The 12,717-nt window shown below is 61.1% G+C and carries 13 protein-coding genes; 5 read left to right on the top strand and 8 right to left on the bottom strand.

Annotated features, from left to right (window positions below; all coding sequences use genetic code 11):
• Window positions 1-23: 23 nt before the first annotated feature.
• The gene (locus ABVT36_RS11365; RefSeq protein ID WP_368456686.1) at window positions 24-701 is read right to left on the bottom strand and encodes a lysoplasmalogenase; all 678 of its coding nucleotides are present in this window, start codon (window positions 699-701) and stop codon (window positions 24-26) included.
• 197 nt (window positions 702-898) lie between these two features.
• On the opposite strand from ABVT36_RS11365, the gene cysK reads away from it, so the two are divergent.
• The 5 genes from cysK (at window position 899) to ABVT36_RS11340 (ending at window position 4,692) form a co-directional block, all read left to right on the top strand.
• Window positions 899-1,816, top strand: coding sequence for a cysteine synthase A (gene cysK, locus ABVT36_RS11360; protein ID WP_368456685.1), 918 nt, complete (start codon window positions 899-901; stop codon window positions 1,814-1,816).
• 119 nt (window positions 1,817-1,935) lie between these two features.
• Complete coding sequence (cysQ, locus tag ABVT36_RS11355; protein ID WP_368456684.1) at window positions 1,936-2,796, top strand: 3'(2'),5'-bisphosphate nucleotidase CysQ; 861 nt, start codon at window positions 1,936-1,938, stop codon at window positions 2,794-2,796.
• Window positions 2,797-3,475: 679 nt separating this feature from the next.
• Window positions 3,476-3,682, top strand: a complete 207-nt coding sequence (locus ABVT36_RS11350) for a hypothetical protein (protein ID WP_367149536.1) — start codon at window positions 3,476-3,478, stop codon at window positions 3,680-3,682.
• A 122-nt stretch (window positions 3,683-3,804) separates the two neighbouring features.
• Window positions 3,805-4,098, top strand: coding sequence for a type II toxin-antitoxin system HicB family antitoxin (locus tag ABVT36_RS11345; RefSeq protein ID WP_368456683.1), 294 nt, complete (start codon window positions 3,805-3,807; stop codon window positions 4,096-4,098).
• Between the two features lie 27 nt (window positions 4,099-4,125).
• Window positions 4,126-4,692, top strand: a complete 567-nt coding sequence (locus ABVT36_RS11340; RefSeq protein WP_367149533.1) for an outer membrane beta-barrel protein — start codon at window positions 4,126-4,128, stop codon at window positions 4,690-4,692.
• Between the two features lie 114 nt (window positions 4,693-4,806).
• Here ABVT36_RS11340 and ABVT36_RS11335 read toward each other — a convergent pair whose 3' ends face one another.
• From ABVT36_RS11335 to ABVT36_RS11305, 7 genes are all read right to left on the bottom strand, one after another.
• Complete coding sequence (locus tag ABVT36_RS11335) at window positions 4,807-5,847, bottom strand: hypothetical protein (protein WP_368456682.1); 1,041 nt, start codon at window positions 5,845-5,847, stop codon at window positions 4,807-4,809.
• Window positions 5,848-5,957: 110 nt separating this feature from the next.
• A complete protein-coding gene (locus ABVT36_RS11330; protein ID WP_368456681.1) occupies window positions 5,958-6,362 on the bottom strand; it encodes a hypothetical protein in 405 nt (134 codons plus the stop codon).
• A 171-nt stretch (window positions 6,363-6,533) separates the two neighbouring features.
• Complete coding sequence (locus ABVT36_RS11325) at window positions 6,534-7,904, bottom strand: DUF58 domain-containing protein (protein WP_368456680.1); 1,371 nt, start codon at window positions 7,902-7,904, stop codon at window positions 6,534-6,536.
• Complete coding sequence (locus tag ABVT36_RS11320; RefSeq protein WP_368456679.1) at window positions 7,901-8,914, bottom strand: AAA family ATPase; 1,014 nt, start codon at window positions 8,912-8,914, stop codon at window positions 7,901-7,903. The genes ABVT36_RS11325 and ABVT36_RS11320 overlap by 4 nt, the downstream gene beginning before the upstream one ends.
• On the bottom strand, window positions 8,911-10,191 hold the full coding sequence (locus ABVT36_RS11315; protein ID WP_368456678.1) for a DUF4350 domain-containing protein: 1,281 nt from the start codon (window positions 10,189-10,191) through the stop codon (window positions 8,911-8,913). Before ABVT36_RS11315 ends, ABVT36_RS11320 begins: the two co-directional genes overlap by 4 nt.
• Complete coding sequence (locus ABVT36_RS11310) at window positions 10,181-11,764, bottom strand: DUF4129 domain-containing protein (RefSeq protein WP_368456677.1); 1,584 nt, start codon at window positions 11,762-11,764, stop codon at window positions 10,181-10,183. The genes ABVT36_RS11315 and ABVT36_RS11310 overlap by 11 nt, the downstream gene beginning before the upstream one ends.
• Window positions 11,754-12,713: a stage II sporulation protein M gene (locus tag ABVT36_RS11305; protein ID WP_368456676.1), complete on the bottom strand. Its 960-nt coding sequence runs from the start codon at window positions 12,711-12,713 to the stop codon at window positions 11,754-11,756. The genes ABVT36_RS11310 and ABVT36_RS11305 overlap by 11 nt, the downstream gene beginning before the upstream one ends.
• Window positions 12,714-12,717: the final 4 nt, after the last annotated feature.

Below are 12,717 nucleotides of genomic sequence, written 5' to 3'. Positions count from 1 at the left end.
GCCGGCCACGGACCCAGGTGCAATTATGCCCGCGCCCGGATTATGCCGTACAGCAGCATACACTGGGCACTGTAGTAGCTGAGCATCACCGCGACTCCGGCCAGGGGCAGCGGCAACAGAAACCTGTTCACCGCGATCAGCGTGTCTGACACCATGAACGTCAGGGCGCCCGCAAACAGCAGGCCCGACTTGCCGCGATGGGCTGCGGCCCCCAGGGACATCAGCACAATCGCGCTCAGATAGACCAGTACCGGCGTTGCCAGTTCACCCGCGGCCGGCAGCAGCAGCCATGCCAGCAGGGGGGTGACTACCAGTATCGGCAGGGCCCGCAGGGCAAAGCGCCGGCTGCGGAAATCCGCCCCACGCAAAAAGTTCGCAGCATAGACCAACTGCGCCACCAGAAAGGCGCCGAGACCGAAAACAAAGTGATTGGGGAAATCCAGTGCCAGCAGCACATCCCCCAGGGCCGAAAAGCACAGTGCGGCCAGAGTCAGGGAGCGGGTGAGCCCACGCAGCTCGCCCAGTGCCAGCAGGCCCAGCACCGCGATAGGCAGCGCCTTGGCCGCCGGCATCCAGGGGGCCTGGATATCCACCGCATCCAACAGCACATAGCTGGCGGCAGACGCAATAAATACCAACAGCAGGCGCCCGCGCAGGGCGGTGGGATACTGGCTGTGGTCGGTGACAATCTCTGCACTCATGGTTGCTTTCCCTCGCTTGTTGTCGATCTTGCCAGGGCCTGTTCACACTAACTGAGTTGGCCCTAGCTTCTTGGCGCCACTTCCGCCAGTATTCGCCAAAGGCTGCGGCGATTCAATGCATACCGCACGGCCGGTACCCAAAAAAATCCGGCACTGTCGCCACAGCCGCAGTGCGCATCAAACGGAGAGCATCGCCCATGAAAGCAGACAACATACTCGACACCATCGGCAATACGCCACACGTCCGCATCAACCGGCTTTTCCGCCCGGACCTGGAGGTGTGGATGAAAGTGGAGCGCTTTAATCCGGGCTCCAGTATCAAGGACCGCATAGCGCTGTCGATGATCGACGATGCCGAGGCCAGCGGCGCGCTCAAGCCCGCCGGGGTGATCGTTGAACCCACCTCCGGCAACACCGGTATAGGGCTGGCCATGGTGGCGGCGGTACGCGGCTATCGACTGATCCTGGTAATGCCGGAGTCCATGTCGCTGGAAAGGCGCAAGGTCATGAAAGCACTGGGGGCCGAGCTGGTGCTGACCCCAAAGGAAGGCGGTATGCCCGCAGCCATAGAGAAGGCCGAACAACTGCTGAGTGAACACCCCGATGCCTGGATGCCGCAGCAGTTTATGAATCCAGCCAACACCCGGGTGCACCGCGAGACCACCGCGCGGGAAATCCTTGCCGATTTCCCCGACGGCATCGACTACCTGATTACCGGTGTGGGCACCGGCGGCCATATAACCGGTTGCAGTGAAGTGTTGAAGAAGCGGTTTCCCAATTTAAAAACCCTGGCCGTGGAGCCGGAAAAGTCTCCGGTAATCAGCGGTGGCGAAAAGGGGCCCCACCGTTTGCAGGGTATCGGTGCCGGTTTTGTGCCGGAGATTCTCAACCCCGACACCCTGGACGGCACAGTCCAGGTCAGCGAAGAGGACAGCTTTGAAATGGCCCGCCAGTGTGCGCTGCAGGAAGGTATCTTCGTGGGCATCTCCTCCGGCGCCAGCCTGGCGGCGGTGAAAAAGCTCGAGGGGGAACTGCCCCCGGGCAGCCGGATCCTGGTATTCAGCTACGATACCGGCGAGCGGTACCTCTCCATCGAGGACCTGTTTGCGGCCTGAGAAGGAACGCGGGCCGGATTATCCGCCGGCCATGCCCAGGTCCGGCAGCGCCATCGCGTCACCCTGGCCCGTTTCATTTCGCACCGTATAATGCGGCCTGCATTCAACAGGGGACAGGCATGGCCAAGGCGCAAAACAGAAGGGAACTGGTAGAACAGGTCATCGATATCTGCAGTACGGCGGGGCGGGCCATTCTCGACGTCTATCACAGCAGTGCCGACCTCAAGATAGATACCAAAAGCGACGACTCGCCGGTAACCGCCGCCGACCTGGCCGCCCACAACATACTCGCCCCGGCCCTGGCGCAACTGACCCCCGGTGTGCCAGTGCTCTCGGAAGAGCAGGCCATGCCCCCCTTCTCCGAACGCCGCCGCTGGCGTCGCTACTGGATTGTGGACCCACTGGATGGCACCAAGGAATTCATCCGTCGCAGCGGTGAATTTACGGTCAATGTGGCGCTGATAGAGGACGGCGTACCCGTGCTGGGCGTGGTGCATGTGCCGGTGCTGGAAATCACCTACGCCGGCCATAGGGCCGCCCCGGGGACTGAGGCGCTGGCCTATAAGCGCACCGCCGGGGGCGAAAACCCCATCCGTGTGCGTTCCGTGCAGTCACAGCTGGATGTGCAGTCGCCGCTGGGGCTGGTGGCCAGCCGCAGTCACGGCGCCGGAGCGGTAGACCGGCTGGTGGCGCGCATCGAACAGCAGCTGGGGCACACTGAGCTGAAAAATATGGGCAGTTCCCTAAAGCTGTGCCTGGTGGCGGAGGGTGCCGCCGATCTGTATCCGCGCCTGGCGCCCACCTGTGAGTGGGACACAGCGGCGGCCCAGGCAGTGGTCGAAGCCGCAGGCGGCCTAGTGGTCGACGATCAGTTTGCTCCGCTGCGCTACAACACCAAGGACTCTGTGCTTAACCCATCTTTCTACGTTATTGGCGACCCCTCCTTCGACTGGCGCGCTTTGCTCGCCGACTGCAGCTAATTCCCTGCACCACAGTGCCCCGCCACAGGGGCGCGGAACGAAGCCGCTGTCGGCAGGCACGGCAAAGGGTTTTCTTAGCAGGCTGTTGAAATTCAAAGAGTTTCGACGCCTGCTATCGGAATATGGATGTTCCGGCAAAATCGGCGATGCCTAAGTCGTTGATTTTGGGAGAAAAGTGAAAATCCCATTTTTCGCTTTTCGTGTGTTGAAAAAGGCAGGATGCCTTTTTCAACAACCTGCTAGAGCCTGTTGAAATTCGAAGAATTTCGACGCCTGCTACCGGAATATGGATGTTCCGGAAAAATCCGCGACGCCTAAGTCGTTGATTTTGGGAGAAAAGTGAAAAACACATTTTTCACTTTTCGTGTTTTGAAACCGACAGGATGCCTTTTTCAACAACCTGCCAGGGCAAACTGGCGCCGGCCAATTAACCGGTTGTTGAAAAAGCCCTCCCTCGCTTTCCGCAACCACGGTTTGCGGCCCATATCCGCAAGCCCTCCACTACAAATCGGGCAGTTACATGCTGTATTTGCGGCCTGAAAATACTTTTTCAGCAGCCTGCTAAACTCATTGGAACGTCTGATTAATTCGGTGCAACCTCAGGCTTTGCTATGACACCTGTAGAAACCGGCATTGCCGCGCACCGCAAACCTGCTGTCGTACTGGTGGAGGACAAACCATGGCCAAGTCTGCTCATGTGCATGTCAACATCAACGAGGCGGAAACCCGCCGGCTGCGGCATCAACTGGAAACCGAAATCGCCTGGCTGAATCGGCAGGTGGAGGAAATCCAGGGAGCGGAATCCGGTATCGATGTTTCGCTGCTACAAACCTACAGGGAAATGATCTTTTCGCGCCGCGCATTGCTCGGTCGTATTCCGCGCTGAGTGGATTTTCCGCGCTCCTACAACGGATGTCGACGAGCGGGAAAAAGTCCGCCGCGGCAATTTGCCAGTCAAAAGGATTACCGTCTACGCTTGGTGAGTTAATTCCATAAGAGTAACTGCCAATGCGCTACCCGGTTGTGGTTCACCACATAGAGAGCACCGGCTTTGGCGCCATAGCGCCGGACCTTCCCCACTGTCACTGCCATGCCGAGACCCTCGATGACGCACTGCAAAAAATGGCGGAGACAATATTACAGCGTCTTGAAGATGCGGACGCCATCGGGCAGCTGCCACCACCACCGGGCGATATGCGGAGCCTGAAAGCAAACCCCGCTTTTGCCGGAGGCATCTGGGCCATCATTGACGTGGCCCACTCGCCTGAATCCCGCAGTCCCATACCCCGAAGAAAGAACTGACCAGCGACTGGAGCAAGGAGCCCCGCCATGAAAAGGATTGTTTTCGTCTTTGCATTACTCGGCTCTGCGCCGGCCGCTGCGGTGGAGTGGAACAACCCCTTTGAGGGTATTCGCCTGGGGGAGTACCGGGTAATCAGCACTGTCGGTGTCGGCCAGGGAGAACTGCAGATCAACAGCGACCGGGATTTATTTTCCTATGCCAGTCTCGGCATCACGCCTGCGGTAGGTGTCTGGCAGGTGGAACTGCGCTACTCGAACTTTGAAGATGAAGGTGTGGATGTCGACCAATACGGCATCAACTTCAAAGTGGATTTCACCCTTTTCTGCGATGTGCAATGCCTCTACTGGATGGCGGGCTGGAACTACGCTGAGTTCGATGTACACACGGTGCGGCGCGACAACCAGACAATCCGTGTACGGGTGGACGACGACGGCGACGACAACTACTGGAACGCGGGCGTCGGCTATCGCTTTTTCTGGACCCAGGACCTGGACACTTCCATCGAGTACAACTACAACGACGCCGGCCGCGTCGCCGGGTTTGATCTCGGCCACCTGCGCTCACTGACCCTGAACCTCAGTTACCGCTTTTAGTCCCCAGCGGTCGGTGCCGGCAATGGGGGCCACAAAAAGCGCCGCGCTGGCGGTACATCCCTGTACCGCGTTCACCCGGCAACTTGTTGAATCGCCGGGTGAACAGCAACTGCGTCAGAACGCGTAGCTGAGGCTCATGTTCAAACCGTCTTCGCGCGCCAGCTGATAGCCGTTATAGTCAGCGGACAGTGTGCTCAGCCACTCCAGCCCCAATCGCGTGCCGGCAAACAGCCCCCGCTGCCCCACCAGATTGACGCCCAGTCCATAGGCGGAATAGTTGCCACCGTAATTGCCCTGCCGGTCGGGCGGACTGCTATGGTTGTGCGGACCTTCGTAGTGGCCATTGATATCGCCTTCCTTGGCATATTCCAGGCGCGCGGAAATACTCAACCAATCCGCCACACGGAATGCACTCCAGGCAGTGGCACCGTAACGCTCACCAAAGGCAAAGCCGGAATCGTTCTCCTCTTCCAGCGGCAGGCGGGCGGACAGCTGTGCGCCCCAGCTCAATCTCTCCAAACCGCTGGTATAGGTCAGCGAGGACAACAGGTCCCAGGTACCGCTGCCCAATTGCATACCGTAGTGGGTCAGGTTGCCGTTTGGTCCTCTTTCCTTGACCGAGCCAGTGGGCGCGCTGAGCCCAAGTGTCGCATGCAGCCGCAGGTTATGGGTATTCGCAAGGCGGAAAAGCCCTGCGATGACGGTATCACCGACACCGGAAGTGCTGTGCCTGCGGTCGCCGGTATGTTGACTGTGCCCCGCCCCATGGCCGCTGCCGATCATGACCATAGACATATCCATGCTCATGTATTGGGGCATCAACATGAGTGTCAGATCGTCGGAGACGGCGTACATAATATCCAACATATACATCTCCATGGTCATGGAGACAGGCTTCATGGTGTATCCCGCCATCTGCAGTTCCATGGTCCCCGCTTCGCTGGAGCCGCGATAAATATCCCGGTATGTCTCCCGTCCATAGCGATAGCCCAGCATCCATTCACCTTTTGCGTGCAAATGGTCAAACATCACCCCGGCTGGGGCATGGCTTTCGGGTGGATATTCCGGCAGCTCACTGTGCGCCAGTGCCCAGGGGGCAGCGCAGCTGGTCAAAAATAGGGTTGGCAATAACAGCTTGTATTTAAGTGTTCGCATAAATTTCTTTCCGTGCAGGGGCAATCGCGCTGACACAGCGATCGCCATAGATATCGCCCAGAGTGCTATCTGCACACCACGAGCGCAAAAAATGGATTAAGAGTGAATCGTCAGGCGAGCGGCAATACAGGCGGGGCACGGGAGAGCGGCAGCAGAAATGCCTGTGCCAGAGGGTAAAAGCGGCCCTCGAATGGCACCGCGTCCACCGTGCGGACCGCAAACGGCAAGAGTGCCCCAGGTTCGCCGGCGAGAGCCGCCGGACCGGCGGCAAAACTGCAGTGATTATCGGCAAACGTATGTGCGGTCAGTGCATCGTGTTGATGGCCGGATTCGTGGCCCTGGTGCGTGTGGCGCTGGTCCGCAAGCCACTGCAGGAGCAGAGCGCTGCGGCTGTCGCCGTGGCAGAAGTCATAGGGGGCCCCGCCGGATACCGGCGCCGGCATAAAGCCCGCCGGCACCAGGCCCCGGGCACAGAGAAATATCAGCAACAGCAGCACGGCTTGCGATTGCCGCATGCGGCAGATGAAACCCGGTGACTGTGGTGTGTGCCGATACATGGTTTTTATTGGACGCGTCCCAGCTAAAGATGGCCACTGGAGCAATAGAGGCCGCCCAGGTCGAAAGGGCCTACCCCTGATTGATTCAGTACTGCCTCAGCGGGGCCCTAGAACCCCAGCCGCTGATGCTCAGATGACACCGCTGCGTTTTAACTGCCAGTATTGTGCCACTAATGCAGTGTGCAATCGCGCCGGTTCGGAATCCACCAGGATCACATTGCGCGACTGCAGTTGTTGCAGCAGGTATGCGCGGCGGGCCAGAAAATCCGCCGTGGCGGCAAATTTTACCGCGTCGTCGAAATTCTCTACCGTCCGGCCGCACAGTGCATCCAGCTCAGTCTCGCGCAAACTGGCCACCATTACCAGATGCCGGCGCGACAACAACTGTACGGCGGCGAGTAACTCATCGCCGTTGTCATCGCGCAGGTTGGTGACCAGTATGATCAGTGCGCGTCGCTGTTGTCGGGCCAGCAGCCGCTGGGCTGCGCCAGAGAAATCCGCGCTGGCGGTGCCGGAGTGCAGATCGTAAACATGGTTCAACAGCAGGTTCATGGCGCTCTCCCCCTTGACCGGTGGCAGCGGCAAATCCCCACCCCTGTCGCTGTGGGCAAAGGCGTGCAGCCCCACCGCATCGCCCTGTTTGATGGCGATGTAAGCAGATAACAGCAGGGCGTTCAGGGCGTGATCGAAATGGCTGAGGTCGCCGTCTTTAGCGCGCATGCGCCGCCCGCAATCCAGCATATAAATAATCTGCTGATCGCGTTCGTCCTGATATTCCCGGCTGATTAATTTGCGCACGCGGGCACTGGCCCGCCAGTCCACCTGGCGCTGGCTGTCACCCTGGCGGTATTCCCGCAACTGGCGAAAATCGAGCCCTTCCCCCCGGCGCTGCAGCTGGTGTACACCCATATGGCGCAGGCTCTGCTCGGTGCTCATCGCCTGCAGGGAGGAAATACCGAGGAAATTGGGGTAGACCTTCACTGTCTGCGACACCCCCAGGTACACCCGCTGCTGCCAGAGCCCCCAGGGGGAGTCGACCAGGGCTTCGATGGGACCAAACGCGGCCCGGCCGCGCCGGCGGGGAATCAGGGTGTAACGCAATTCCGCCTGGGCGCCCGGTTGTAAAAGTGCCCGCTGAGGCATATCGCCGGTTTCCAGCTGTGGCGGCAAATGGTCGCAAACATCCACGGCCAGCGGCCGCGGGCCCTGATTCCGCAGCTGCAGAAGCGCAACGTTTTCCACACCCAGGGCCAGGTTGCCGGCCACCCGGCGGCGCCCGCGCAGGCCCCGCACCCGCCGGCCGGTAAAACCATCCAAGAGTGCGCCACCACACAGCAGCACTCCCGCCAGCCACCAGAGATTGCCGATTGCACCCGCCAATTGCGGCCAGCCAATCCGCGCAGCGGCAATCGCCAGGGCCGCCAGGCACCAGCAGCCCAGCAGTGTCACCAGGCGGCGGCTGGGACGCATGCCGGGCAGACGCGGCACTCCGACACTCACAGGCGCGGCGCTTCCACCGCCCCGATAATCTGCGCCAGGACCGTATCCGGGGTTTCTCCGTCGATTTCCATATCCGGCGACAGTCCGACCCGGTGCCGCATCACCGGCAGGGCCATAGACTTGACGTCGTCCGGCAGGACGAATTCCCGCCCCTGTAACAGCGCCTCGGCCCGGGCCGCCTGCAACAAACCGATACTGGCGCGCGGACCGGCACTGCGGCGCAGCAGCACACTTTCTCGGGTGGCGCGCACCAGCCGTACTGCATAGTTCAGCACCTGCTGATCCAGCGCCACCCGAGGCAGCTGCCGCTGCAGTGTGCGGAGCCGGGCCAGGCTCATGTGGCCACCCAGTGGCTGCTGCAGGCGCTGCTCGATACGGCCGCCGCTGGCCGCTGCAGCGAGTCTCTGCTCCGACTCCAGGCTGGGGTAGTCGATCAGGACCTTGAGCAGGAAGCGGTCCAGCTCCGCCTCCGGCAGCGGGTAGGTGCCCTCCTGCTCAATGGGATTCTGGGTAGCCAGTACCATAAACGGCTGTGGAGCCGGCAGCGACTCACCGTCAATAGTCACCTGCTGCTCCTGCATCACTTCCAGTAGGGCGGCCTGGGTCTTGGCCGGGGCGCGGTTGATTTCATCCGCCAGCAGCAGGTTGGTAAACACCGGCCCCCGGCGCACTTCGAAGCGGCCCTCGGCCATGTTGTACATGGCGTGCCCGGTTACATCCGCAGGCATCAGATCCGGGGTGAATTGAATACGGCGGAAATCACCGCCAAAACAACTGGCCAGAGCCCGCACCAGCAACGTCTTGCCCAGGCCCGGCACACCTTCCAGCAGCACATGACCCGAGGCCAGCAGGGCCACCAGCACCTGGTCTACTACAGATTCCTGGCCCATCACCAGGCCGTTGATGGACTCCCGCAAGCGGCTCAATTCTGTTGCGGCTGCCTGCCAGTCCACATCTGCGCCAGCTGTATCAGCGGCTGGCGCGCCGCCTGTGTCAATAGTGTCGTTCATAGGGCTGCCTCGATTTGCTGCAGAGTGCGCATCTGCCGGGTAAAAGCCTCTTCGCCCTGGGGAGCTTCTCCCCAAAGGGCGGCGGCTATGTTGGATTCGGTCAAATGCGTAAGTTGGTGGAGCCGGGAGATAATCCGGCGTTTCACATACTGGTCGCACTGCTCTCCACCGAGGCGGCGCAACAGCCGCGTGCGAATCCGCTGCGCCAGTTGACGTCCCCTGTCCGCGCGCCAGTAGTAGTGGCCGCTGGCCTCAAGGTGTTCGGTCAGTGAACGCCGCGCCTGCTGCTGCACCGCCACCACCGGCCCGAGACGGCGCGAACGCCACAGCAGCCAGGCCATAAGCGCCAGTGCGCCGGCAAAAAAGAATTCCCCGGCGTAACGCCCGGCCAGCACCAACAGGGAATCAAAGCGTGGCCGGGTGACAAAAATAAATTCACCCCCGGAGGACAGCTGTGTCAAAAAGTAAGCGTGGTCGAAATGGCCTATGCGGCTGGAGTGCCAGATGCCGCCGTCGGCCACCAGTGTGACCAGCCCCCTGCCCCTTTCGAACTGCATAAACGGCACACCGGTATCGTCGCGCCATATCCTGGCCCAGGATGTCGGCTCCGACTGCAAATCTTCCAGGCCCGGGTGCTCCAGCAGGTAAACCGGGTCGAAATAGAGGCGATACTCGCGCCCCTGGGCATCCACCAAAGTCACCAGGTCGGCTGGATCTGCGGGCGGATCCCTGGGCGCTTCCTCCTCCGGCTCGCCGGGCTCTGTATCCCCGCCACCGGAGCGGTTGCGGCGATTGTGTTCGCGCAGAATTTCACTGGCGCTTTTACCGGCAAACGCCTCGGCGTCGTCCCCCAGGAATTGGCGCAGAGGGTTGTGGAAATCAAAAAGTTCCCGGCCGGGCTCCAGGGAGACCTCCATCCGCTCCAGCAACCAGTCCCGTTCTTCCGGTTTTGCCACCAGGACCAGGTGGCCGCCGCCCTCGACCCAGTCCAGCAACTGGTCAGCCCGCTGCCGGTTGTAGATATGCGTACTTCCATCCAGCAGCAAGGTATCGTTGTCATTGAGGCTAGCCAGCTCAGCCACATTGCCGGCGTTACGGGTGCGCACGCCGGAGACCTGCAGGAACTGCTCCGCTGCCAGGTAGGGATTGCGCCGCGCCTCCGCGCCCCAGCCGTTATCCCGCTGCTCCGTGTAGCGCTCCATAAAGGTAAACAGCAAGCCGGTCACAATGGCACTCAACAGAAGCGCCGCGCCGATCAGCCAGTGTCTAGGGCTCACGGGCAAACACCTCCCGCCAGCGGCCGCACAGTGCCCTCACCCGCTCCCCGTCCGGGATCCGGTGGGCATAGGCCAGCTGTTGCCAGGCCCGGGTAAGCTGCTGCACCAATTCGTTCAGTGAACTGTCCCCCGGTTGCTGCCGCTCCGCCACACGCCGTTGCACAAGGAGGGCGCACTCGCTTTCGGTGAGCTGCTCGCCGAACTCAAACCCGTAGCGCTCAATCAGGTACGCCAGCGTGGCCCTGTAAAGCAGTCCCAGGCCGGCCCGGTGCTGCCCTTCATACCAGAGCCGCAGCACTTCGGCACAGACATCCCGGGGCAGGCTTTGGGGTCGTACATCCAGCCCGAACAGCGTGGTCGGTGGCGAACCCTCCGACTCACCCCCGGGCCGGGGACGCAGACTGGCGAGAATCGGCGCCCTGTAGCGCCACAGCAGGTACGCCAACAGGAACACACCCACCATCCACAAAAAAACTTCTATGACCGTGGCCAGCAGCGGGCCCCAGTCACCGTCGCGCTGTTGCGGGTCGCTGTCTGAAAAGAGGTTCTCCAACCATTCCAGCAACTGGATAAGCCACTGGGGAAACTGCTCGGAGCGGGTCTCAGCAGTCTTGAAGCGCCAGCCGGAAACCTCCTCCATACGGTGGAAATCCTCGCCGGCAAGGACGGTGTCAATCTGTTCCCGCGCCTCCGCTGGCGATTCGGCCGCCCGCACCGTCGGCACTTCTGCCACCAGCCCCATTACCAGCAACAGTGGCAGCAACAGCTGCGCTACTGTCGCCCCGGAGGAGCGACGTCGCGCCCCCCTGTCCAGTACGCGGGCGCGCAACTGCCGAAACTGTATCTCCAGATCCCAGGCCTCCAGCTCGACGCGGCGGCCGAGATACAGGCAGAAACCACTGGCGATATAAAAAGGCGCTACAGTCGCCATCGCCAGCAGCGACACAAAATTCAAACACCACCTCAGAAGCAGATGATCACTGGTCAGCAGGTACCACCACTGGACATCCAGCTCCTCGGGTACAAACTGGGCTTTCAACTCAGCGGGAATAAAAAGGAAAATCAATACCACCACAGCCAGGGACAGGAACTGTTCCACGTGAACACCAGCCAGGGTCAGCCAGCCGGCAGCACCTGCGTGTTTTCGATGCAGCAGGGCGAGACGCGCAGTCCGCGCACTGCCACTGCTCTGCTCCAACAGGGTAACCGGCATATCAAAGGAGCGGGTGCTGCTCAGGCGGCGCCAACTGAGCCAGGCAATCCAATCGCGACGGTTCTGCGCCCAAAACTGCCCCAGTGCCCCGCCGACCGAAGCAGATTCGCCAAACAGGGCGCGGCTGATGATATACAGGGGCAGCCGGTCGAATACCGGTTTCAGCCACCACACCAGTAGCAGGCCCCAGGTTGGTGAATCCCACAGCAGCAGCGCGGCGCCGGCGAACACCACCGAAGCCGGCAGCAGCCACACCACGAACAGCGGCCACCAATGCTCCCGCGCCAGGGCGATACCGAGATCTACAGACTCCCAGGGCGAGCGCAGGCGCGCGCGGACCACCAGCCGCTCAAGTTGCACGGGAAACTTCTCCGCGCCCGGCAAACATAAAGTAGCCCAGTACCAACAGCCACAGGAAGCCACCCACGCCCAGCTTTATGGCGGTGGCAATACTTGTGGACGAGGACCAGTAGGCCTCCAGAAACGCTGCCGCCACCAGCATTAAAAAAGTGCCGTAGACAATCTGCATCGCCTCCACACTGGCACTGCGCAGGGCATCCAGGCGGGACTGGGCACCGGGGTCAATCAGCGACTGTCCCAGGCGCAGACCGGCGGCGCCGGCGAAAACGATAGCGGTGAGCTCAAAAGCGCCGTGACCGATCACAAAGGGGTAGAGGGTTACGCCAAAGCCAATTCGGCTGAGATGGCCGAACACAGCACCCAGATAAATACCGTTGAACACCAGAAAAAATATCGAACCCAGCCCCAACAGGATTCCGCCGGCAAAGGTCCGAAATGCAATACCGATATTGTTTTGGATATAGAAGCCGAACATCAGCAGGTCGGAATCCGAACCCCGCTCGCGCCCCAGCACGCGGTTGGCGGGGTCATACATGGCCTCTGTCCCCACCACCTGTGCGGGGGACATCACCGTATAGATCAGCGTGTCACTGACGTAACTGCCCACTCCCATCACCAGGGATGGCAACAGGAACAGCAGGGCTGCCAGCCATACATAATTTATCTGCGCGCGAACTGCGCGCGGGAAACCCGCCAACAGATACCAGGCCCAGATATTGCGGCGCAGGGTCTGCTGGCGGTAGAGGCGGTGATGCGCCGCCAGCACCAGTTTATCGAGCCGGTCCACCAGTTGGCTGGTGTAGTTGCGCTCCTTGGCCATGGCGAGCTGCTGGCACAGGCCGCGATAAAGCGCCGGCAGATCCGGCTCCGGATCCTTGCCCAGCCGCAGCCACTCCTCCAGTGCCTCCCAGGTTGCACCGTGGCGATGTTCAAAGTCGCGCTGTTTCATACCC

Source organism: Microbulbifer sp. TYP-18 (assembly GCF_040932045.1).
Lineage (GTDB): Bacteria > Pseudomonadota > Gammaproteobacteria > Pseudomonadales > Cellvibrionaceae > Microbulbifer.
Note: the sequence above shows the minus strand (reverse complement) of the source record. Positions and strands in the feature narration are given on the sequence as shown.